Here is a 23,085-nt window from a genome sequence, read left to right as displayed (position 1 = left end):
TCAACTTATAAAAGTGTATAAACATCATGTTAGATTCAAAACTCATTCGCAATAACCCCGAGCAAGTTGCCGCCGCGCTGAGCAAGCGTGGCTATGTATTAGACGTCGCCAAAATCAAAGCTTTGGAAGAAGAGCGCAAGGCGATTCAAATTAAAACCGAAGCTCTGCAGCAGGATCGCAATACGCGCTCCAAAGCGATTGGCAAGGCCAAGCAAGCGGGTGAAGATGTAGCGCCGCTAATGCAAGCGGTAGAAAATATTAAGCAAGAACTCGTCGATGCAGAATTGTCGCTCAATAAAATACAAGCAGAATGGGACGCCTTTGTTCAAGCCATTCCCAATACGCCCGCCGATGAAGTGCCCGAAGGCAAAAGCGAAGACGACAATGTAGAAATTCGCCGCTGGGGTATGCCGCGCAGTTTTCACTTCACCGTTAAAGATCACGTTGACCTCGGCGAAAGTTTTGGCGGCCTAGATTTTGAAACTGGCACCAAGATCGCCAGCTCACGTTTTGCGGTATTGCGCGGCGGTGTCGCACGCCTGCATCGCGCCCTCGCACAGTTCATGTTAGACATTCACACCGCCGAGCACGGTTACGAAGAAGTGAACGTGCCCTTTATTGTGAATGCTGCATCACTGCATGGCACTGGCCAGCTGCCTAAGTTTGAAGACGATTTATTTAAGCTCACTGACGAACGCGGCTTTTATTTAATTCCCACTGCCGAAGTGCCAGTGACCAATATCTACCGTGACGAAATTGTCGAAGACGCGCAACTGCCTATTAAATTAGTGTGCCATTCACCTTGCTTCCGCTCTGAAGCGGGCAGCTATGGCCGCGACACGCGCGGTATGATTCGTCAGCATCAATTTGAAAAAGTAGAGCTGGTGCAATTTGTACGCCCAGAAGAATCCGATGCGGCGCTCACTCAATTAGTCGGCCACGCCGAAACCATATTGCAGCTACTTGGCTTGCCGTATCGCACGGTTATTCTCTGTGGTGGCGATATTGGTTTTTCTTCTGCCAAAACCTACGACATAGAAGTCTGGGTGCCCTCACAAGATAAATACCGCGAAATCTCCTCCTGCAGCAGCTTCCGCGACTTTCAAGCGCGCCGCATGATGGCCCGCTATCGCAACCCCGAAACCGGCAAACCCGAATTGCTGCACACCCTTAACGGTTCAGGTTTAGCGATTGGCCGTACACTCTTGGCGGTGCTGGAAAACTACCAGCAAGAAGACGGCAGCGTAACGATTCCGGATGTGTTGCAGCCTTATATGGGTGGTGTGGAAACCTTACAGCCTGTTAAAAAGTAAGTTTTAATATGGATTAGTAAGGTGGGTGGCGCGCAAGCGATACCCACCTTTTTTATTGGTCATATGGAGATAGTGCAATGTTTGCAAAGGGTCTAAATTTTTTATTGTTCTGTTTTTCAGTTTGTGCTTGGGCGGACTCTGTATCCACAGATATTATATTTTCAGATAGTTATGAAGGCTATTTGTTTAACGAGAAGGATTGGGGTTGGGGTGATGAACGTGTTGCGACTTCCTATACGTCGCCGGATAAAACTGCTGCTTCTGAAAAAGTTGAAGTGACCTTGGCATGCCTAGAGGGCAGCGGGGCTGATTGTACTCCAGGGGTGTTGTACAAAAAATTCAGTGAAGATTCCGAAGGGAATAAATTTTATCTGATTAAAAATCAGGAGCAGAAGGATGTATGGATACAAGCCAATAATGTAAAGCCTCGTGTTCTTGAAAAGCAGCTGCTAAAGCTTGGTGGTGAACTAATTTTCTCTGATGATTTCGAGGAAAGCGACACAAGTCAAGAAGATGGTGTTCCCAATTTAGATGCCGAAAGAGATAGGCAGCTTAATAAACTTGTCCAACAATTTGGCCCTGTGCTAGGCAATGTGGTCTTAACAATTCCAAGTGAAATACAGAGCCTAAGTGTTAAAGAGTCGGACTTTGCTCCTGAGGGAGATTTTTTTGATTATCCTTTGTCAAAAGATTCGTATTATTTTAGCGGTCAATCAAATGAGTACCAAATTACGTCTACGGTTTTTAAGCGTCAGGGGAACTATCTGGGAATAGCCTTGGAAGCCGTTCCAGGATTAAAAGAATATAGTTTAGGGTTTGATAATAATGTTAATTATGTCTGGTTGGATGTGTCGGGGTTTCAGGCAGAGGTTGATGTGTGGACTTTAGAGCACTCAAGGGATTATTTGCTAAGCCAGTATGGCGGAAACTATGTTGTCCAAGAGATTAAATTATTCAATGGACATAAGTATGCATTGGTTGTCGAGTCATTTAGTGTCGGTAACCCTTTTGAACCCCCCAATGAAAATGATGTTAACCAAAATTATTTTTCCATTCCCTATAAATGGATAAGAATTCGTGATGATAGAAATCATTTGCGTTTTTGGTTTGATTTGACTATTTCATGCTAAGTCCTTTTAGGTAAATTTTGATATTGATAATTAGAGTCCTGTTTAGGCCTAACCTAAACCTTACGGCTTTATTTATTTTACTTTGGCTGTGACTAAAAGAAATTTCTCAAAGAGTTAGCTATGGAATACTTCCCCATTTTTCTCGATTTAAAAAACCGTCGCTGCCTGTTGGTGGGCGGCGGTGATATTGCGACGCGCAAGGGGCGCTTGCTGTCTAAAGCGGGCGCGCGCTTGCGCATAGTGGCGCCGAAGATTTCGGCAGAGTTGCGTGAACTGGTGGCGCAGAATAATGGCGAGCTGTGCGAGCGGAAATATCAGGCGAGTGATTTGCAGGGCTGTGTGCTCGCGATTGCGGCGACGGATATTGAGCCGCTTAACGAGCAGATTTCGCATGATGCCAAAGCCATTAATATCCCTGTGAATGTGGTGGATAGCCCTGCACTCTGCACTTATATAACCCCCGCGATTATTGACCGCTCGCCGTTGGTAATTGCGGTGTCGAGCGGCGGTGAAGCGCCGGTGCTGGCGCGTTTGATTCGCGCAAAATTGGAAACATTAATTCCCGCGAATTACGGTGTGTTGGCAACTATCGCAAAAAATTGGCGCGACCGGGTTAAGGCGCGCTTTGATAATGGCGATAGTCGGCGCCGTTTTTGGGAGAAAATTTTGCAAGGCCCCGCGGCAGAGTTGGCCTTAAATGGCCAAGCGGATGCAGCCGAAGCATTAATCGCCACTGAGATCGCGAGTGATGATGCGACTATGTCGAATGGCGAAGTGTATTTGGTGGGCGGCGGCCCTGGCGACCCGGAACTCTTAACCCTGCGCGCCCTGCGCTTAATGCAGCAAGCGGATGTGGTGCTTTACGATCGCTTGGTGTCCGATGGGGTGATGGAATTAGTGCGCCGCGATGCGGAGCGCATTTATGTGGGCAAGCGTCGCAGTGAACATGCCATGCAGCAGGAAAACATAAATCAATTACTGGTTGATTTGGCTAAGCAGGGCAAACGCGTACTGCGCTTAAAAGGCGGTGACCCTTTTATTTTTGGGCGCGGTGGTGAAGAGATTGAATTGCTTGCGCAAAATAATATTCCATTCCAAGTGGTGCCTGGAATAACCGCTGCCTCGGGTTGCGCGGCCTATGCGGGTATTCCGCTTACCCATCGCGATTACGCCCAATCCGTTCGTTTCGTGACTGGTCATTTAAAATCTGACGATGTGAATTGTAATTGGCCGGAGCTGGCAAACCCTGGCCAGACCTTGGTGTTTTATATGGGCTTGGTGGGTCTACAAGAAATTTGCAGTGCACTTATTGCCCATGGCCGCGCTATGACTACGCCCGTGGCGCTGGTCGAAAAAGGTACAACACAGGAACAGCGGGTGTTGATTGCCGATCTCGCTACCATTGCCGATCTTGTCGCTGCTGAAAATGTACACGCGCCGACTCTGGTGATTGTGGGTGAGGTGGTAAAACTCCATGAGAGCTTAAAGTGGTTTAAGGTGGTTTAAAGAGCCGCTTAAAAAGAGGCTTACAGGGATGTGGCCTAGATCTGTTCTGCAAGAGCCTGTGTAATTCCCCTTCAATTTTCGTCATTCCCCCGTTTAGGTGCTTAATAGGGTTAAAATACCCGCCTTTTGGCTGTTCTGACCTGTGTTTTAGAGGCTTGAACAGTGCATTCCTTTGCTATTCGGATTTTTACTCATGCTAAATGATTTAAAACAAACGTGGTTTTTTAACCTGCGCGGCGACCTCTTGGCGGGCCTTGTGGTGGCACTTGCCCTGATTCCTGAGGCGATTGCATTTTCGATTATCGCTGGAGTTGACCCAAAAGTTGGCCTTTATGCGTCGTTTTGTATTGCGGTAGTTATAGCCTTTGTTGGTGGTCGCCCGGGGATGATCTCGGCGGCAACGGGCGCTATGTCGCTGTTGATGATTACCTTGGTGAAAACCCACGGGCTGGAATATTTGCTTGCGGCGACACTCTTAACCGGGGTTATTCAAATTGTCGCAGGCTTTTTGCGCTTGGGCGACCTGATGGGCTTTGTGTCGCGCTCGGTGGTGACGGGGTTTGTAAATGCCTTAGCGATTTTGATTTTTATGGCGCAGCTGCCAGAGCTGACCGATGTGACCTGGCACGTTTATGCCATGACCGCAGGGGGCTTGGGTATTATTTATTTGTTCCCCTATGTGCCTGTTGTCGGCAAGATTATTCCATCGCCGCTGGTGTGCATTGTGGTCTTGACGCTCTTGGCTTTGGTACTTAAGTTGGATATCCGCACCGTGGGCGATATGGGCCAGTTGCCTGATACCTTGCCAATTTTCCTCTGGCCGAATGTGCCGCTCAACCTAGAAACCCTGTGGATTATTTTGCCCTATTCGCTGCCGCTGGCGGTGGTGGGTTTGTTGGAATCTATGATGACCTCCACCATCGTTGATGAATTAACCGATACCAATAGCGATAAAAACCGCGAGTGTAAGGGGCAGGGCGTTGCCAATATCGCCTCGGGCTTGCTGGGTGGTATGGCGGGCTGCGCGATGATTGGTCAGTCGGTGATTAATGTGAAATCCGGCGGGCGCGGGCGCCTTTCAACGCTCAGTGCGGGTGTATTCCTGTTAATCATGGTGGTGTTCTTATCCGATATTATTTCGGTTATTCCTATGGCTGCCTTGGTGGCGGTGATGATTATGGTGTCCATAGGCACCTTTAGTTGGGCGTCTATTACCAACCTTAAAAAATACCCGCTCTCGTCTAATATCGTGATGATAGTGACGGTGGTAGTGGTAGTGGCGACACACAACCTCGCTTATGGCGTGTTTGTGGGCGTGCTGCTTGCGGCGCTTTTCTTTGCCAATAAAATCAGCCATTTCATGTTAATGAACTCCAGCTTGGATGAGACTGAAACGGCGCGTACATACAATGTTATCGGGCAAGTGTTTTTTCGCTCGGCAGATAAATTTGTTGCAGGTTTTGATTTTAAAGAAGCGCTCAGCAAGGTGGTAATCGATGTGTCGCGTGCGCACTTTTGGGATATTACCGCCGTATCTGCTTTGGATAAGGTGGTGTTGAAATTTCGCCGTGAAGGTACTGACGTTGAAGTCATAGGTTTGAATGAAGCCAGTGCGACTATTGTGGATGATTTTGCGGTGCACGATAAGCCGGATGCTGTGGATAAACTGCTCGATCACTAGCTGTTAGATAACGCACAAGCAGTTGAATATAACGTACGAGGAAAATAATAATGACGCAAATAATTGCCTGTATCGATCATTCACCCTTGGCGCACAGCGTGTGCGATTACGCGATTTGGGCGAGCCAGCGTTTGGCCGCGCCACTGCATTTTTTGCATGTGCTGGATCAGGGCCGCTATCCCGCTCCGCGTGATTATACCGGCGCCATTGGTTTGGGCAGCCGCGAACATTTGTTGGATGAATTGGCTGACTTAGATGCCAAGCGCATCGGCGTGGCGCGGATTCAAGGCCAAGACTTACTTGATGCGGCTAAAGAGCGGGCGCGTGCGGCGGGTGTGGCAGAATCGCACTGTCGCCAGCGTCACGGTGACTTGGTTGAATCTGTGGTGGCGCTGGAGGATGACACGCGTCTATTGGTGATGGGGCGCGAAGGTGAAGGTGCGCAACAGAATGGCGATAGCGCGCGCAGCCATATTGGCAGCCATATAGAAACACTGGTGCGCAGCCTGCATAAACCCATTCTGGTTATTCCCACTGACTTTGTGCGCCCTGAGCGCTTTTTGATTGCGTTTGATGGCAGCGAAACCAGCCGTAAAACCGTTGAAATGATTGCAGCTAGCCCATTATTGACGGGTTTAACTTGTCATATATTGATGTTAGGCGCAGCGACGCCAGAGGCTCAGGCTGCTTTGGGTTGGGCGCAAACCCAACTGCAGCAGGCAGGTTACAAGCCTGTGGTAAAGCTTATGTCGGGCGTTTTGGGCGATATGCTGCCAGTCTATTGCGTGGCGGAGCAAATTGAACTGGTGGCAATGGGCGCTTATGGTCATTCGCGCGTGCGGCAGTTTTTTGTGGGTAGCAACACCAGTCATCTATTGCGACGTATGAATATTCCCCTGCTGTTACTGCGCTAGCGACCTGTTGGTCTAGCGCTTGTTGGGCGCTGGGCAGCTGGAGTCGCGCACGATCAATTGCGGATAAAATCCTTCACTCTCAACGAGTTTGCCATGGTTGCGAATGGATTCTATTAAGAGCGCTGTAGCGCGCTCAGCAATCGTTGAATTAGGTTGTTGGGCGGTGGTTAAGTTGGGCCAAGCTTGGCGTGAAAAAGGGCTGTCTTCAAACCCGACAATCGATAGCTGTTGGGGTACATCTATACCCTGAATGCGCGCGGCAAAGAGCGTGCCTGCGGCAATTTCATCATTACAGGCAAAGACAGCAGTGGGCTTGAGGTTTGAGGCCAGTAGTTGCCGCGTGCGCTTAACCCCCGATTCAAACGAATACTCCCCCGGTAAAATCAATTTCTTATCGAGTGCGATCTTGTTGGCTTTGAGAGCGGCTTTGTAGCCTTCAAGCCGTTCGCCACTGGATTTATGTGCTTCTTCACCGCCTAAAAAGGCGATGGACTTGTGCCCCAAATCAATTAAGTACTGGGTGATTTTGTGCGCTGCCGTGCGATCATCAATAAAAATACAGGGCGATTTGCTGTCAGGCGGTTGGGAGCCAGAGAGGATGCGCACGAAGGGAATTTTACGTTTATTGAGCGCAGCTAATACATCAGGCATTTCCGACATGGGCGGTGTGAGCACTAGCCCACCCACCTGACTGCGGTCGATCATGTTCAGCACTTCATCAGTAATGTCAGGCTTTTTTGAGTCACAGGGATGAATGACCAGTTCGTAACCTTGATTGCGGCACTCACCCAAAATTCCTTTTTGCATGTCGATGACATAGTTGCTGTTGGGGTTATCGTAAATAAAACCTATAGAGGACGCCGCGCCGCGCAGCAGCCGCGCCGATAAATTAGGCTGGTAATTGAGCGCCTTAACCGCCTGCATCACCTTATCTTGCAGGTCTTGGCCGACGCTGCCTTCTTTGTTTATTACCCGCGAGACAGTTTTAAAAGAAACGCCTGCTAGCTTGGCGACATCTTTAATCGTGGCTTTTGGTTGTGGGTGGTGCTTGTCTGAGCTTTGCTTCATGGAATTCATCGCGAGAAAAGGGCGTTAAGCGCACTGACTTTAGGGGTAGGGTAGGCGTGATTAGCTCAGGCTGGCCCAATATATGCGTTAAAGGTGCCCTAGGGTAGAGCTTGAGGTTTTAGAGCGCAAGGTCTATCCATATTCGATTACAGCGCATTGTAATTTCTGCAAGCGGCTGATGTATATTGGGTCTAGGCTTTTACTTTGCGCGTGCAAGAGCCGTATAAATACAAACCTAGCGCTAAATCCACTAGGTACATGTGAACTAAAGCGCGTTACTCTAGCCGCGTGCTAGATACATTACTCATTTTTCCACGGAGATTTAGGATGACAGCAATAAGCATAATGAAACTGATTATCAATCATTGGGCGAGCAAATTGTGTGTGTTATTGGTGGCTCTGGCACCCTTCACGGCAGTTCAGGCTGAACTGAGTTTAACGCAGGTATGGCAGGCGAAAGATTTGGCTACACCTGAGTCCGTGCTTTATGTTAAGCAAAAGCAAAATGAATTTTTATTGGTGTCCTTAATCGATGGCGTACCTACAGAAGCGGATGCGCAGGGTGGCATTGCTATGTTGGCACTTGATGGCACACCTATAGATAAGGCCTGGGTCACTGGACTCAATGCACCCAAAGGCATGGGTATCTATAACAATAAACTCTATGTGGCCGACATCAATGAAGTGGTTGTGATTGATATTCAACTTCACAAAGTTATTAAAAAAATACCTATTCCCAAAAGCATTTTTTTAAATGATGTCGCAGTAAGCGCGAATGGTGATGTTTTTGTCTCTGATACGCGTTTAAACCATATTTATCGTATTCAAGGGGATAAGCCGCAGTTGTATATGGATAACATTGAAGCGGCGAATGGTTTAACGGTCGTGGGGAAAAATCTTATTGTTGGTGCAGGTAAACAATTGCTGCAAATTGATCCTGCCAAAAAAATGACTACCCTCGCGTCGGGTTTTGCCCAAGGGGTTGATGGAGTCGAATTAATTGCACCCAATGAGTACATTATTTCCTGCTGGCCGGGCTTGGTTTACTACGTTAATGCTAAAGGCGAACTACAGGTGTTAATTGACTCGCAAGCTGAAAAAATCAACACCGCTGATATTGGTTATAACCCAACCCAGCGCCGTGTTTTTGTGCCTAATTTCTTTGCCAATACGGTGACTGCATATCAATTAAAATAAATCGCTTCTGGAGAAAAATATTGGCAATCCTTAGCAGAAAACTATAGTCAAACGAGTTATAGTTCTCTGCCACATAAGAAAGTCAGGGATGCCAATAACTTGCTTCAAATTGGGTCTAGGATAAAACAGCAAAATAATGATAAGACCGCAATTTGTTTACGTTGTTTGCGTGAGAGGTTAGCAGGGTTTATGGGGGGATGTAATACGAATAATCAATTCAGGGCTATTGCAATTGGCCAAGGAGTTGTTGGCAGGGCCATTAAGCATGCTCGGTCTTGGCTCATCAGTTCTATAGTGTTTGTGACGCAAGCAAGCGCTACAGCACGTTTTTGGGTACTCAGTAAGAGCGCTGCTGCGTACACTCTGTTTTTTATCAGTTGGCTATGTGTGTGCCCAACATTGCTTTGGGCGCAGCAGCAATCCACCGCTACTAGCCCCAAGCAACATATCTCTTTTCGTCATATTTTACCTGATCAAATTGCCGCAATTGGCTACGTAAATGCTATTGCGCAGGATGCGCAAGGCTTTGTGTGGTTTGGTGGTGCCAATGGTTTGGCTCGCTATGATGGTTATGAAATCAATATTTATCGAAATAATGAAGAAGACCTTCACAGTTTATCCGACAGCTATGTAAGTTCATTGCATTTGGCTACCAACGGTGACCTCTGGGTAGGTACGCGCAATGGCATTAATCGGTTTGATGCTACTTACAATCGTTTTCAGCGGTTTAACCTCCCACATGAAGCTCGCTTTGGTTTAAGTATTAATGATGTGATGGGTATCGCAGAACGTTCGGCGTCTTATTTATGGCTGGCAACGCGAGGTGGTTTTTATGGGTTCGATGTGGCGAATAACTCCTTTGATCGCTATGAAGAGAATAATGATCAACATAAAAGCGATGCGTTAAATACTCTAGTCGTTGATCAGAATGGGCTGGTATGGCTTGGCTATCAAAGTAGCGGTGTCGCAAGTTTTGATCCAAACACGCAAACATTTCGCTATTTTAACAGTGAGCGCGATCAGGGTTTTGCGGATGTACGCAGCCTTTATGTGGATGGTGCTAACGAGTTGTGGGTGGGCAGTTACGAGGCTGGTTTGTTTCGTTATGATGCGCTGCGCCAGCGTTTTGTTGCAATGGTGCACGACAATCGTGAGAAAAGTACAACCGTATGGACTGTGCTGGAAGATAAAACCGGCAACTTTTGGGTGGGTGATGGCAGTGCTGTATATATGCGCGCTAAGGGTGCCAAGAGTTTCACGCGTTTTTCCTATGAAGAAGGCAACCTGACCACGCCGGGCAATTTTGTGGCTAATGAATTGTTTGAAGATGTGGCCGGTAATATATGGTTGGGCTTCTTTCCCTCGGGGATCGATATGGTTGATCGCCAAGGTTCGGTATTTCATAACTATCGCTACAGTGCCAATAATAAAAATTCGGTAACTGATGGCGGTGTACTTTCAGCGTTAAAAGATGCTAAAGGTAATCTTTGGATAGGTACCGGCTACGGTTTAAATTATTTTAATCCTCTGCAAGAGCGCTTCACGCGTTTTATGCACGACCCGGCCAAGCCAAATAGTTTGAGTGGCAATACTGTATTGGCTATGACGCAGGATAAACAGAAAAACCTGTGGTTTGGTATTTGGTCGGGCGGGCTCAATAAATATAACGCCACTACTCAACAATTTACTCATTATATGCCCGAGGAGGGCAAGGCTGATTCGCTATTAGGGCGTGAGCCTTGGTCGGTGATCGAAGATCATCAGGGTTATATTTGGACTGCGAGTGAAGATGGAGTGAGTCGTTACGACCCTAAAACCAATAGCTTCAAACGTTTTTATCCCAAGCCAGAACAATTAGATGGCGATAAAACACTTTATGCACGTGTTGTCTATGAAGATAAACAGCACAATATTTGGGTGGGCGCATTACGCGGCTTGTATTTATTAGACCCTGATAGTGGAAAGTTCACCCGCTATCATCACCGCGATAATGACCCGCAGAGTTTGCGTGTTAATTTTATCTTTTCTTTGTATGAGGACAGCCGCAACAATTTTTGGGTCGGCACTGACGGTGGTGGCCTACATCTTATGGATCGTCAAGCGGGCACCTTTAAAACCTACCGGACGGTAGATGGTTTAGCGGACAATGTGGTCGCCGGTATCATCGAGGATCAACAGGGTTTTCTATGGGTGGGGACGCAAAAAGGTATTTCGCGCTTTGATGTTGATGCGCAAGTTTTTCGTAATTTTGATAAACGTCATGGTCTTGCGGATAATCTTTTCAATCGCAACACCCCGCAGTTACTGGATAATGGCGAATTATTCTTTGGTCACAGCAAGGGGTTTATTTTGTTTGATCCCCAAGCCATTGTAACCAATAGGTTTACACCGCCTGTAGTGCTAACCAATTTATTAATTCTCAATCAGCCAATGGGTTTGGGTGTGGCTGATTCTCCGCTTACCCAAGCCATTGGTGCTGCTAAATCTATAACACTCAAACATACCGACTCTATGTTTACACTGGAGTTTGCCGCGCTTAATTTTCAAATGTCGGATGAAAATAAATATCGTTATAGGCTTATAGGTTTTGATAAAAATTGGATTGATGCAGGCAGTAAGCGCACGGCAACCTATACCAACTTGGATGCAGGGGATTATGTCTTTGAAGTGAAGGGCAGTAATAATGACGGCATTTGGGGTGAAAACGTTGCAAGTTTAAAAATTAGTATACTGCCCCCGTGGTGGCTAAGTTTTTGGGCCTATGCAGGCTATTTTTGTATTGTGTTGCTCTTGCTTTACTGGCTGTGGCGCGCACATCAATTAAAATTGGTTTATGAGCAGAAAAAAGTTGAGCAGGAACGCTCCTTGGTGCGTCGTTTGCAACAAGTGGACAAACTAAAAGATGAATTTTTAGCAAATACCTCTCATGAGCTACGCACGCCGCTGAACGGTATTATTGGCTTGGCAGAGTCATTAAATGAGAGTATGGATGAAACGCTTTCACAGCAGGCGCACAATAGTTTGAAATTGATCGCTAAAAGTGGAAAGCGACTTGCGGTATTGGTTGACGATATTCTTGACTTTGCCAAACTTAAAAACAAAGCGCTGGCTCTCAATAAAAAAGCAGTAGATATTCGTGTGCTAGTCGATGTGGTGGCAAGCTTGTCTCGCCCTTTGATGGCCGGTAAGCCCATAGTGCTTAGGAATCTGTTGGCCCATGATTTGCCGCCTGTATACGCCGATGAGGATCGACTGTTACAGATTTTCCACAACCTGATTGGCAATGCCATTAAATTTACTCATCAGGGTTCTATTAATATTTATGCCGAGCGCAAGGCGCAGGATTTAGTTGTCACTGTTGAAGATACGGGTATAGGCATAGAGCCCGAGCAGTGCGAAAAGATTTTTCAGGTTTTTCATCAGGTGGAAGGCCATGCCGAGCGCGCCTATAGTGGCGCAGGTTTGGGTTTGTCGATTAGCAAACAGCTCATTGAATTACATGGTGGCACTATTTCAGTTGCATCAAGTCCGGGGCAGGGCTCGCGCTTTACCTTTAACTTGCCCTTTACTTTTGAGTTGCCTGACAGTAGTAGTCGCTCTGAATCAGATGTGATTGAGCCGTCTGATGTTGCAGAGTTAGCGGAACCTGAGCTTGCTACTCATGCAGCCAGTCAACGTCAAAAATTACCGACGCTCTCTATAAAACTTGGGCATATTTTAGTAGTAGATGACGATCCGGTTAATCGCTTGGTGGTAAGTAATTATCTGGAACTGCGTAACTATAGGGTGAGTGAGGCTGAAAGTGGCGAAGAGGCCTTGGCCTTTATTGCAGAGCAACAAGATGTAGACCTAGTATTGCTTGATATCATGATGCCAAAAATGTCGGGCTATGAAACCTGTAAGCGTTTACGAGCTATTTATCAAGCCTATGAGCTGCCTATTATTTTCTTGACGGCACGCAGTCAGACCAATGATTTGGTATTAGGTTTTGAACTGGGCGCCAATGACTTTCTTACTAAACCTATCGGTAAAGAAGAACTTTTGGCGCGAGTGGCAACACATATGCAGCTGCATGGTGCCACTACTTATTTAGATAAAAAAGTGGCTGAGCGCACCGAAGAATTACACAAAAAAAATGAAGGGTTAAAACAGGCTCAAGCAGAGTTGGAGCAGGCGTACAAGAAATTGGAAGAGGCCAGTTTGACCGATCCATTAACCGGCTTGCACAATCGTCGCTTTCTCGCCAAGTCTATGGCGGCAGATATTTCAATGGTCGACCGAGAATATAAAAACTGGAAAGTGACCGCTCAAGCGAAAAAAGAAACTCCATCACTTTTGTCTGCCCCTATACTGTTGCCTGAAAACCATGATTTGATTTTTATGTTGCTTGATGTGGATTATTTTAAGTCTGTGAATGATGAATATGGGCACAGTGCAGGTGATAAAATACTCGAACAGTTAAGTCGTTTACTGGAAGTGGTGCTGCGCGATTCAGATTATTTAGTGCGCTGGGGTGGTGAGGAGTTTTTGATAGTCGCACGTTTTTGTTCGCGTGCTGAAGCGCCTGAGATGGCAGAGCGTATTCGTCTAGCTGTCGCCAGCTTTCAGTTTGATATTGGCGGTGGCCAAATGTTAACGAAAAGCTGCTCGCTCGGTTATGCGGTATATCCTTTTTATCCATTAGTGCCAACGGCATTAACCTGGGAGCAAGTTGTTGATACGGCAGATAGAGCCATGTATTTAGCGAAAAAGTCAGGACGTAATTGTTGGGTTGGTATTGGGAATAATAAAGAAGATAGTGCCCACATTAACCCCGCGTTAAACAAAGATCTGGTGTCACTGGTGGCATCGGGCACTATTTCTGTAGTGTCATCCATTCCAAACGATGACATTATTTTTTAACTTCACACGAGCATTTGGGGACTAGCTGTTTTTTTGTGTAAAGGCTTGTTGTTGCTCAGGGCTCGCGGGGGTTTGATGTTTTTCTTTCCACTCGCTATAGGGCATGCCATAAATATGCGTGCGCGCCTCTTCATAATCGATGCTTAGTTGCTGTTCTTCCGCTGCGGCGACATACCATTTGCTTAGGCAGTTGCGACAGAAGCCTGCAAGGTTCATCAATTCAATATTCTGAACGTCTTTGCGCATATCTAAATGTTTAAGCAGTTGGCGCAAGGTGGCGGCTTCCAGTGCTTGCTGCGTTTCTGGGTGTAGATCAGATATTTTCATAAGTATCCTGTGTGGTTTTCAGCTAATGAATGGAGCTATCTATGGTGGCTATTGAAGGAAATTGGCGGATTTAACCTAGGCTGACGCTGAAATGGTTACATAGACAGAATGTTGATGCAATCCGGCTTAGTTGAGACTGGTATCTATCCGGTGTGACATTGATGGAAATACTCTACAGGCGCTTGAAGATACACCGTGGCTGCCTATACTCAGTCGAGTTGCGTTAAATATTCTGGCTGGCGTATGAATATTGAACATTTTTGCCGCTTGCTAAGTATTGATTAGGTGTTGGCACTTTTTATGTTGAGGATTATTGCGTGAATATTATTTTAGGAATAATCATTGTACTCGGTTGCGTCTGTGGAGGATTTGTTATCCATGGCGGTAACGTCATGCTGTTGATGTCACCCATTGAGATTTTGATTATTTGTGGTGCAGCTTTCGGCGCTATGATTATTGGTAATCCGCTATCCGTGAGTATTGGAGTTATGAAGTCAGCCGGTGCTTTGCTGACACCTTCAAAGTTTAAAAAATCTTTCTATTTAGAATTACTGACCTTGCTCTACGATATTTTGAATAAAACCCGCCGTGAAGGTTTAATGGCTATTGAGGGTGATATTGAAGAGCCAGATAGCAGCCCCATTTTTGCGAATTACCCTACCATTTTAAAAGATCACCATATTGTTGAGTTCGTGTGTGATTACCTACGCATTATGGTCGCGGGCAATATGGCGCCCCATGAGCTAGAAGCGTTGATTGATCAAGAACTTGAGGGGCATCATCAGGAGGCGTCTTTGGTGCCTGGAGCCATTCAAAATGCCGGCGATGGCCTGCCTGGTTTCGGGATTGTGGCCGCGGTATTAGGGGTTGTTATTACCATGGGTAAGATCGGCGGTCCGCCTGCTGAGATTGGTGCATCTGTAGGTGCTGCATTGGTAGGTACACTCTTAGGTATTCTGTTTGCTTATGGTTTTATCAGCCCATTTGCGAGTTACCTCAACCACAAGGTACGCGATGAATCCAGAGTGTACGAAATTATTAAAGCCGTATTGGTGGCTTCAATGAATGGTGTGCCGCCGCAAATTGCGGTTGAGTTTGGACGCAAGGTTACCTTTCACAGTGTTCGCCCCAGCTTTAAAGAGCTGGAAGAACAATACCGCGCCAAAAAGTAAGAGATTGGACTGATGGAAAAGGGCGCAACGCAACCCATTATTATCAAAAAGAAAAAAGGGCACGGCCATGGACACCATGGCGGCTCTTGGAAAGTAGCGCTGGCCGACTTTATGACGGCGATGATGGCTTTCTTTCTGTTGATGTGGCTTTTGGGAAGTACATCGCAGGACGAGCAAAAAGCGATTGCTGGTTATTTTCAAGACCCAGGCAGCAAATATGTAGTGGGCGAAGGTGGCGCTGATATGGGGTTGATTAATCAGGATCAACCCATTCCGCAGATGCAACCCAGTGACATTGAAAATGATCAACCTTTAGATCAAGTCGACTTACAAAAGGAAATCGAACGCATTGAAAAAGAGCAACTCGATCAACTGAAAAAGCAGCTTGAGACTGAGATTAATGCGCTTGACTCGGTCTTTCAGCAAATTAAAGATCAGATTCTTATCGACTTTACTGCGTTGGGTTTGCGTATACAAATTGTAGATAAAGATCAACGGCCTATGTTTGATGTAGGCAGCGCCAACCTCAAATCCTATTCGGTCGAGGTGCTAGCGGCTTTGGCGCCGATACTTGATAAAGTACAAAACAAAATCAGTATTACGGGCCATACCGATGCAACGCCCTATGGTGCAGGTGCAACTTATACCAATTGGGAGCTCTCGGCCGATAGGGCAAACTCTGCGCGCCGCGCCTTGCTAAATGGTAGTTACCCAGAAGCTAAGGTTGCGACTGTGCAGGGCATGGGATCGGTGGCACCCTATTTGGTGGATAAACCGACGGAACCCATTAATCGTCGCATCGCGATTATCGTATTGAAGAAAGCAGTGGCAGATGCACTTGGCAGTGGCGGCGGTATTGATGGGCAACAGCTTATTAAATCAACAAGTGGTGGGGCGAAAACTCAAGTTGTTGAACCGCCTAAACCTGTTCCACAGCCAACATTTTTAACACCTACCGAGGTTGATAGCGCAATTGATGCGGCAAGTGCGGATTAGGTTTTTACAAATATTGTTAAATGTTTTGGGCTGTGAAATACCATATGGCTTGGCAGGTAAATAGCATAAAAAACAGGAGGCTTCGGCCTCCTGTTTTTTTTGTGGAAAAAATTGTTGATTTTTGTGACATTAATTTATGGTTATTTATATGAATTTTTAGTGAAGCTATTGAATCAAGTGGGATTGCCCCCAGTAATGGAGTTCTTCGTGGTGCAGTGACTTTAGGTTTTCGCTGATTCACTCTCCATATTTCTGTCTGCCACACATAGGGTGTTTGCCATGCTTTACGATCTTACCGTTGTGCAATTTACGAAAATGCTTAATAACCTCAGTGCCATTTTGGAGAAGGGTGCTGCGCAAGCGGAAGCTAAAAAGTTCGATGTGAGTGTGTTGCTTAACGCTCGATTGGCGCCTGATCAATTTAATTTAATTCGCCAAGTTCAAATTGCTACTGATACTGCTAAGTTGAGCGTAGCTCGTCTTATTGGCAAAGAAGAAGATGCACCTAAACACGCGGATGATGAAACCACCTTGGCTGAATTACAGGCGCGAATTCAATCGGTAATTGCCTATTTGGCAAGCGTTAAGTCGGATGATTTTGCAGGTGCGTTAGAGCGCCATATTAGCCAGCCGCGCTGGGACGGTAAGTATTTGACCGGGTTTGAGTTCGCCGTTCAATACGCAGTTCCCAATGTTTGTTTCCACGTGACTACGGCATACGCGATTTTGCGTCACAACGGTGTAGACGTTGGTAAGAAAGATTACTTAGGCGTTATGCCTTTTAAAAGCTAAGTTGGCTGCGATGTAAAAAAGCCCCGCGAGTGATTACTCGCGGGGCTTTTTTATGTGCATTTACATCTGCACTTCGTTGTTTGTTACTTCCAGTTTCTTGGTGCTATGTCGATTCGAATTTATATGCGTGACGCTAATCTTTCGCGATTTTAGCTTTGCGTACCAATTGAATAAACTCAGTTCTATAACCGTAGTCATCACTGCCCTTATTGGCTTGCGCTAAGGCTATGACCTTGTCGTAATCAAAGTCGCCGCTGTATTTACTGCCGCGCAACAGTTGAGCAAAACCTGCTACCGCCGTGGCGAACTTAATTTCTTGTTGAAAGCTGACGTCGTTTGATGCTTTAGCGGCAGCGCTTACGGGCGTTTCGATTAATGCAGATTTTTTTGCGCCGGGTAATTTGTAGCGAATGCGTACAAACGCTAATTCATTCTTGTCTGCTATGGCGGGCTTATTCGCTGTAGGCTGATAGCGGCTTGGTTCTAATAGTTTACTGCTTGCTGTTACCGGAGTTACTTCATAAATCGCGGTTACGCGGCTGCCTGCACCTATTTCTCCTGCGTCGACTTTATCGTTATTGAAGTCTTCCTGCGCAAGTGCGCGTGTTTCATAGCCGATTAAACGATATTCAGCTACGGTTGCGGGATTAAATTCCACTTGAATTTTCACGTCCTGTGCTATCGGAAATAAATTCGCGGTAGCTTCATTAACGAGTACTTTTTGCGCTTCGCTGAGGGTGTCTATATAGGCAGCAACACCGTTGCCATTTTGCGCGAGCGTTTGCATGAGCGCATCTTGGTAATTGCCTTGACCAAAACCGAGCACAGATAAATAAATACCTTTTTCGCGTTTGCGTTCAACAAAATCTTGCAGGTTGTCCGCCCCCGTTTCGCCCACATTAAAGTCGCCATCGGTGGCGAGAATAATACGATTGACGCCTTTGGGGTTGAAGTTAGCTTCCGCTAATTGATACGCGCGCGCTATGCCTTCGGCGCCTGCCGTACTGCCACCGGCTTCCAGTTGTTGCAGCGAGGCGAGAATTTTTTGTTTCTCTTTAACCTTGGTGGGTTCTAGCACTGTGCCTGCTGCTCCGGCATAAACCACTATGGCGATAGTATCCTCGGGCTTAAGGGTATTGAGCAGTAGCTCCATGGATTGTTTTACCAGTGGTAACTTGTCTGGCTCATTCATGGAGCCTGAAACATCCAACAAAAATACCAAGTTGGATTGGGGGATTTCACTGGCGGGCAATTGGTAGCCTTGAATGCCGATGTGAATGAGCTTGTTACCCTTGGTCCAGGGTGAGTCCAAGACGGTGGTGTAGGTTGCGAAAGGCGTTGATCTATCCTTGGGCTGAGGGTAGGCATAATCAAAATAATTGATGAGTTCTTCTGTGCGCACTGAATCTTTGGGCGGCAGTTGGCCGCTGTTGAGCAGACGGCGCACAAAGCTATAGGCAGCGGTATCCACATCGATAGAAAAGGTTGATACCGGTGCAGCGCTGACCGTCACCACGGGGTTTTCATCGAAATCAGCAAACTTGTCGCGGTATTCTTTGTTGTCTTTTGGGCGTTGCGCTGGAAAATCCTCTGCGCTTTCATTCAATACCATGTCACGCGGCGCGCCAGCAACGGCGGGCGAGGCGAGCATGGGTTGCATCATGCGTTTACTTGCTACCTTGCCAAGATCTTGTGCTTTTAATTTCATAGCGGCAGAAGGTATTTCTGCCATAGGTTGTGATTCTCTTTTTGCGTCGTCGGCCATTATTATGTCTGCGCGCATACCTGCTACCACGACTTCTTCTGCCTCCATATTGAGTGGTATTTTCTGGGCGTTTTCATGTTGCGCTATTGCTCGCTCTAGCTGTTCTTGGTTGGGGCTGATCATTAGCTGTTGCATAAAAGTTAGGCCGCCTACAACTAAAAGGCTGGAGGCCGCTATCGCAGAAAATAGCATTGGCTTAGGCCACGCGCGGTTATTCGTTGTTGCTGCAGGCTGGTTGTCGCTAGTATTTTGATGGCGTGTGTTCATAGTGTTGCTTCCGTGAGAGTGGGGTTCACGGGTAAGACGAAGCCACTGCCATAATCCTTGGAAAAAAGTTAATTTTTTGGTTGAAGCTGCGCTTTCCGCGTTATTCGGTGCGGTGGCGTCCTCTTGCGCAGTCTTAAATGCCGCCATAGCCAAGGCTTTATGGCGCGCTTTAGTTTTGGCATCGGGGCTGGGCAGGTCGCTGTTAAGTCGTTGTTGCAATTCGTGATCATTCATAGTGATGGCTCCCAACCGCTATTGGGTTCTTGTTGCAGCAATTGCAGTTCTTTTCGAATTTCATGAAGGCGCCAGGAAACGGTGGATTCTTTAATGGCCAAAATGTCTGCGGCTTCTGCGTGGGTGAGACCTTCGCCATGTACCAGCAGGGCCGTTTCTTTAAAGCCTTCCGGCATGCCTGCCAGCAGGCGCAAAAGCTGATGCAAATAAATGCTGGTTTCGCCGCTGTCTGGTGTGCTCGCGTCTGGCCAGCTGTCTTGGGTGATGTCTTGATGTTGGTGGCGCGCTTGGCTTTTGTGCCAGTCCTTGGCGCAGTTGATAACCAAGCGATAGAGCCAGGTGCTGAAGCTCGCTTCAAAGCGGAATTGTTGGATGCTTTGGCCGAGCTTGATGCACGCCAGCTGCGTGATGTCCTCAGCGTCGGCGCGGCGCCCACACCAGCGGTAGGCTATGCGAAATATTTGGTCATAGACGGAGTCGAGCAATGACGCAAAGGCGCGGCTATCGCCCGCTTGGGCCGCCTGAATTAGCGTCATCTCCGGCATGGATTTACATCTTTCATTCATCGGTGTCCAAGTGCTAGGCGAGTATGGCTGGGTTAGTAATACGTTTGCTAAAAACAGGCGCGTACAAACTTAGACGAACGCTATCGGGAAAACCTTGGGGGATTCAGCGCTTTTTTGATTTTATCTTTTAGCGGCCAAGTATTATGGGGCCAGGTATTATGGGGCTAAGTTTCATGGGCTAAGTTTCATGGGGCTAAATTTCATAGGTGTCAATCTTCGGTGATCTTCGGGAATTTACCAATCGCTGCTTTGAGTTTTAGCAGCCGCTGAGCCTGTGCCAAATCGTTATCAGCATTGAGCCTAGTGTTATTGCAATAGGCTAATTGCTCAAAGAGTTTATAAATATAATTTAGGCTCGGGGCATAGGTCGGCTCTTTGGCAGTTACGCGCGCGAGGAAATCTTGCGCTGTTTCACCCTGAGTGCGGTTAAACCCCATGGGCGCAAGGCGTCGCTCTAGTTGTTGAAAGACGAGCGTTTCGGGGCGCAGCCTAGGTTTGGGGTGGCTGAGGCGCAGCGCCCATATCATGAGGGCGAAGAGCAGAAGTGCGCCACCGACGAACCATGCCAGTAAACGCCAAGGTTCTGTTCCGCCAAAAAGTTGAGTGAAGAGTCCCTCTTGTGTGTCTGTGTCATAACTCAGCACCCAGCGCTGCCATGCGTAATCGGCGGCATCCAGGCGGCGTTGTATTTCCCAAAAAAGCGCTGAGCTTGACCAGCGGTTGCTGACGAGGGATTGATCTTCATCACTGAGAGCATCATTTAAACCCTGTTCGATTCGCTCGGGTGCTACAGCGCCGGTGGGGTCTAGGGTTTGCCAGCCCTGGCCGTCAACCCAGACTTCGCTCCAGGCATGGGCGTCAGCTTGATTAACCAGCAGGTAATTTTCGTATTCATTCCAGCGCCCACCTTGATAGCCGACCACAACGCGCGCGGGAATACCCGCCGCGCGCATCATAAAGGTGAAACTGCTGGCAAAGTGTTCGCAAAAGCCGCGTTTAGTGGACATTAAAAAATCATCCACTGCCTGCTCACCCAATAACGGGGGCTGTAGGGTGTAGGTGAAATCTGCGTGAAAAAGCGCAAGTGCGGCAGCGATGATTTGCGCTTGATCCATACCTTGGTCGAGCCAACTCTGCACCAGCGCGCGGGTTTGCGGATTGCTGGCACGTGGCAGATGGGTGTTGAGCCGGCGCTGGGTGTCACTGAGCTGCGGAGCATCGGCCCAGGTGAAGGCTATGGCAGAGCGAACCTGATAGCGCAGCCGCTGCGTGAGCGGATAGCGTGCAATGAGGAGTGAGTCATTACCTAGGCGAATAGGATTGCCGGTGGCTTGAACATTGACTGGGGTGAGCAAACTAAAGAGCCATTGCTGTCCGTGTGGTTCCACAATAATGCTGTAGTCGAGTAGTTTTTGCTCGGTGCGTTCCGGTAGCGCGCGCGGCAGCTCGGATTTCCACAGGGGGCGCAGCGACCAGCGCCGTCCGTCAAATTGATCCAGCACCAAACCGCGCCAATAAAGCTCGGTATTGGGCGGTAAGTCGCCGTTAAACTCAACCCGAAACGCAGGCTCTTTACTCAGCGCTAATTTGCCTAAATCGCCCGGTGCAAGGCTATCGCTAAAACCTGTCTTTGCTGCATTTTGAGTGGGAATCGCCCAGAGTGGCCCAAGGCGCGGCAATACCACAAACAATATCAGCATAATCGGTAGCGCATGTACCACTACCATGGCACTGCGCTTAAGTTGGTGGGTGACTGTTTCACTGCGCAGTAATAGAAGGCTGCGCCAGGTAGCGATGAGTAAACCAATACACCCAAGCCCATAGACTGCGGCAAGCGGTGTTTGATAAAAGAGAAATTGGGCGGCGGTGATAATAAAACCAATAAAAATCACCAACTGCGCCTCACGGGGCGATTTTACTTCCAGTAGCTTTAATACGAAGGCGCACACCAGCAGGCCCACCATGGCCTCGGTGCCTGTTTTGCCGGCATAACTCGCGTAAAGGCCTGCTGCACAACTTAGTGCCAAAGTGCCTTTGATCCAATTATTGGGGCTATTCCAACGAGCGCGAAACATTTGCACGCGCCAGAGTGCGGACATTGCCCACACTAACCATAGCCACAGGGGCAATTGAAACAGTAGCGGCAAAATAACCAACGCTTGGGTAGCGAGGAGCCATGCCAGCTTAGCGCGCGGTAGGTAGCTGTTGGCGAGCGGCAGCTTAGGTGTTGTTGTGTGTGTATGAGCATGACTAGACATTGTCAGGCTCCTTATTGGTGTCGGCGGGCGGCAGTTGATAGCAGGCGAGGGCGCTTAGCACGGCCTGCAAATGGCTATGGCCGCGTGCTGGGGGTAATTTCTGTTCGGGTAAGTGCAAGCCGTAGATGAGCTGCTGTTGTTCGTAGGCCAGCGCCCAATGGCAAAGTCCACTTAAACGCTCCTCTTGTGATTGTGTAAGGCTGTCCCAGTTCAACCATTTTTCTGCAGCGAGCGCCTGTTGATACTCCTTGGTAAACAGGCCTTTCTCTTTGGCATATTGTTTCCAAGCTATGTGCTTAATGGGGTCCCCGGGTTGATATTCGCGCAGGCTGTGAAAGTCATCGCCGCCAGGCACATTGCTTTCGCCCTCCGCTTCGCCCCCGTGGGCAAAGGCCACAGGTTCTGGGCAGGCGAGTGGTTGGGGGTAGATGAGCGCATGGGCGTCAAGGTTAATCCAGCTCCAACAGCGAATAATGCCGAAGGGAAAGCGGCTTTGTACCAGTAGCCGACCAGGCCAGAAATAGCCGCGCCGCTCACTTGTGGCCCAGAGCTCTACCTGCTGAGGCACATTGCACTCAAGATTGATGACGAGGGTATCGCCGCCTGGCCAGCGCAATTCCAAATGTTCGCAGCCGCCCTTGTGGCGGCTGCACAGCTCCAACTTAAAGCTGGCAGGCTCGCCTGCAAAGGCGGGTTGCGCATTGATAAAGCGAATGCTCAGGCTCGCCATGTTGGCGTAGGCATGCACAATACTGGCGACGAACAGACTGATGAGAAAGTAGCTAGTCGCTAAAATAAGATTGTTTTGGTAGTTGGTGCCTAAGAGCCAAATCACCAGCACTACCAGTAAAAAGAGTGCACCGCTGCGATTGGGAAAGGTGTAGAGGTTTTTGTGCGTTAGCGCAATTTGGGCCGCGCGCGGTGCACGTTTATCGGTCCAGCGATAAACGCGCTGCTCCCAGCGCTGGCGCCAAGTATGGGGGCGGTCGCTCATGTG

At 47.9% G+C, this 23,085-nt stretch carries 16 protein-coding genes; 10 read left to right on the top strand and 6 right to left on the bottom strand.

Annotated elements, in window-relative coordinates:
- Positions 1–26: 26 nt before the first annotated feature.
- The 5 genes from serS (at position 27) to AC0KUT_RS14660 (ending at position 6,544) form a co-directional block, all read left to right on the top strand.
- On the top strand, positions 27–1,313 hold the full coding sequence (gene serS, locus AC0KUT_RS14680; RefSeq protein ID WP_488831051.1) for a serine--tRNA ligase: 1,287 nt from the start codon (positions 27–29) through the stop codon (positions 1,311–1,313).
- A 77-nt stretch (positions 1,314–1,390) separates the two neighbouring features.
- The gene (locus tag AC0KUT_RS14675) at positions 1,391–2,443 is read left to right on the top strand and encodes a hypothetical protein (RefSeq protein WP_488831049.1); all 1,053 of its coding nucleotides are present in this window, start codon (positions 1,391–1,393) and stop codon (positions 2,441–2,443) included.
- A 120-nt stretch (positions 2,444–2,563) separates the two neighbouring features.
- The gene (gene cysG, locus AC0KUT_RS14670) at positions 2,564–3,949 is read left to right on the top strand and encodes a siroheme synthase CysG (protein ID WP_488831048.1); all 1,386 of its coding nucleotides are present in this window, start codon (positions 2,564–2,566) and stop codon (positions 3,947–3,949) included.
- Between the two features lie 193 nt (positions 3,950–4,142).
- Positions 4,143–5,630 carry a SulP family inorganic anion transporter gene (locus AC0KUT_RS14665; protein ID WP_488831045.1) on the top strand — a complete coding sequence of 496 codons (1,488 nt, stop codon included), beginning with the start codon at positions 4,143–4,145 and terminating at the stop codon, positions 5,628–5,630.
- Positions 5,631–5,680: 50 nt separating this feature from the next.
- Entirely contained in the window at positions 5,681–6,544 is an 864-nt protein-coding gene (locus AC0KUT_RS14660; RefSeq protein WP_488831044.1) for a universal stress protein, read from the top strand.
- A gap of 12 nt (positions 6,545–6,556) precedes the next feature.
- Here the strand turns inward: AC0KUT_RS14660 and AC0KUT_RS14655 are convergent, their stop codons facing one another.
- Positions 6,557–7,612, bottom strand: a complete 1,056-nt coding sequence (locus AC0KUT_RS14655) for a LacI family DNA-binding transcriptional regulator (protein WP_488831043.1) — start codon at positions 7,610–7,612, stop codon at positions 6,557–6,559.
- Positions 7,613–7,957: 345 nt separating this feature from the next.
- On the opposite strand from AC0KUT_RS14655, the gene AC0KUT_RS14650 reads away from it, so the two are divergent.
- Positions 7,958–8,809, top strand: coding sequence for a GTP-binding protein (locus tag AC0KUT_RS14650; RefSeq protein ID WP_488831042.1), 852 nt, complete (start codon positions 7,958–7,960; stop codon positions 8,807–8,809).
- 300 nt (positions 8,810–9,109) lie between these two features.
- Entirely contained in the window at positions 9,110–13,711 is a 4,602-nt protein-coding gene (locus AC0KUT_RS14645; RefSeq protein ID WP_488831041.1) for a two-component regulator propeller domain-containing protein, read from the top strand.
- A 21-nt stretch (positions 13,712–13,732) separates the two neighbouring features.
- Here AC0KUT_RS14645 and AC0KUT_RS14640 read toward each other — a convergent pair whose 3' ends face one another.
- A complete protein-coding gene (locus AC0KUT_RS14640) occupies positions 13,733–14,038 on the bottom strand; it encodes a DUF1244 domain-containing protein (RefSeq protein WP_488831039.1) in 306 nt (101 codons plus the stop codon).
- Positions 14,039–14,355: 317 nt separating this feature from the next.
- On the opposite strand from AC0KUT_RS14640, the gene motA reads away from it, so the two are divergent.
- The 3 genes from motA to AC0KUT_RS14625 all read left to right on the top strand — a co-directional run bounded on the left by motA (position 14,356) and on the right by AC0KUT_RS14625 (position 16,998).
- Positions 14,356–15,210: a flagellar motor stator protein MotA gene (gene motA, locus AC0KUT_RS14635; protein WP_488831038.1), complete on the top strand. Its 855-nt coding sequence runs from the start codon at positions 14,356–14,358 to the stop codon at positions 15,208–15,210.
- Between the two features lie 12 nt (positions 15,211–15,222).
- Entirely contained in the window at positions 15,223–16,206 is a 984-nt protein-coding gene (gene motB / locus AC0KUT_RS14630; protein ID WP_488831037.1) for a flagellar motor protein MotB, read from the top strand.
- 279 nt (positions 16,207–16,485) lie between these two features.
- On the top strand, positions 16,486–16,998 hold the full coding sequence (locus tag AC0KUT_RS14625) for a DUF1993 domain-containing protein (RefSeq protein WP_488831036.1): 513 nt from the start codon (positions 16,486–16,488) through the stop codon (positions 16,996–16,998).
- A 133-nt stretch (positions 16,999–17,131) separates the two neighbouring features.
- On the opposite strand, the gene AC0KUT_RS14620 is transcribed toward AC0KUT_RS14625, so the two are convergent.
- The 4 genes from AC0KUT_RS14620 to AC0KUT_RS14605 form a co-directional block, all read right to left on the bottom strand.
- Positions 17,132–19,264, bottom strand: coding sequence for a vWA domain-containing protein (locus AC0KUT_RS14620; protein WP_488831035.1), 2,133 nt, complete (start codon positions 19,262–19,264; stop codon positions 17,132–17,134).
- Positions 19,261–19,830 (bottom strand): RNA polymerase sigma factor, encoded by a 570-nt coding sequence (locus tag AC0KUT_RS14615; RefSeq protein ID WP_488831034.1) that lies wholly within the window; start codon positions 19,828–19,830, stop codon positions 19,261–19,263. The genes AC0KUT_RS14620 and AC0KUT_RS14615 overlap by 4 nt, the downstream gene beginning before the upstream one ends.
- A 209-nt stretch (positions 19,831–20,039) precedes the next feature.
- Complete coding sequence (locus AC0KUT_RS14610; protein ID WP_488831033.1) at positions 20,040–22,088, bottom strand: transglutaminase TgpA family protein; 2,049 nt, start codon at positions 22,086–22,088, stop codon at positions 20,040–20,042.
- Positions 22,081–23,082 carry a DUF58 domain-containing protein gene (locus AC0KUT_RS14605; RefSeq protein WP_488831032.1) on the bottom strand — a complete coding sequence of 334 codons (1,002 nt, stop codon included), beginning with the start codon at positions 23,080–23,082 and terminating at the stop codon, positions 22,081–22,083. The genes AC0KUT_RS14610 and AC0KUT_RS14605 overlap by 8 nt, the downstream gene beginning before the upstream one ends.
- Positions 23,083–23,085 lie beyond the last annotated feature (3 nt).

Source organism: Cellvibrio sp. 25HG11W-0 (genome assembly GCF_057815475.1).
The sequence above is the reverse complement of the archived record's forward strand: the minus strand, read 5'-3'. Positions and strand labels throughout refer to the sequence as shown.

What these genes read in the sequence shown, in the direction of transcription:
- AC0KUT_RS14640 (WP_488831039.1), bottom strand. Translation starts at nt 14,038, where the DNA reads ATGAAAATATCTGATCTACACCCAGAAACGCAGCAAGCACTGGAAGCC.
- AC0KUT_RS14620 (WP_488831035.1), bottom strand. Translation starts at nt 19,264, where the DNA reads ATGAATGATCACGAATTGCAACAACGACTTAACAGCGACCTGCCCAGC.
- cysG (WP_488831048.1), top strand. Translation starts at nt 2,564, where the DNA reads ATGGAATACTTCCCCATTTTTCTCGATTTAAAAAACCGTCGCTGCCTG.
- serS (WP_488831051.1), top strand. Translation starts at nt 27, where the DNA reads ATGTTAGATTCAAAACTCATTCGCAATAACCCCGAGCAAGTTGCCGCC.
- AC0KUT_RS14610 (WP_488831033.1), bottom strand. Translation starts at nt 22,088, where the DNA reads ATGTCTAGTCATGCTCATACACACACAACAACACCTAAGCTGCCGCTC.
- AC0KUT_RS14660 (WP_488831044.1), top strand. Translation starts at nt 5,681, where the DNA reads ATGACGCAAATAATTGCCTGTATCGATCATTCACCCTTGGCGCACAGC.
- AC0KUT_RS14650 (WP_488831042.1), top strand. Translation starts at nt 7,958, where the DNA reads ATGAAACTGATTATCAATCATTGGGCGAGCAAATTGTGTGTGTTATTG.
- AC0KUT_RS14625 (WP_488831036.1), top strand. Translation starts at nt 16,486, where the DNA reads ATGCTTTACGATCTTACCGTTGTGCAATTTACGAAAATGCTTAATAAC.
- AC0KUT_RS14655 (WP_488831043.1), bottom strand. Translation starts at nt 7,612, where the DNA reads ATGAAGCAAAGCTCAGACAAGCACCACCCACAACCAAAAGCCACGATT.
- AC0KUT_RS14665 (WP_488831045.1), top strand. Translation starts at nt 4,143, where the DNA reads ATGCTAAATGATTTAAAACAAACGTGGTTTTTTAACCTGCGCGGCGAC.
- AC0KUT_RS14615 (WP_488831034.1), bottom strand. Translation starts at nt 19,830, where the DNA reads ATGAATGAAAGATGTAAATCCATGCCGGAGATGACGCTAATTCAGGCG.
- AC0KUT_RS14605 (WP_488831032.1), bottom strand. Translation starts at nt 23,082, where the DNA reads ATGAGCGACCGCCCCCATACTTGGCGCCAGCGCTGGGAGCAGCGCGTT.
- motB (WP_488831037.1), top strand. Translation starts at nt 15,223, where the DNA reads ATGGAAAAGGGCGCAACGCAACCCATTATTATCAAAAAGAAAAAAGGG.
- AC0KUT_RS14675 (WP_488831049.1), top strand. Translation starts at nt 1,391, where the DNA reads ATGTTTGCAAAGGGTCTAAATTTTTTATTGTTCTGTTTTTCAGTTTGT.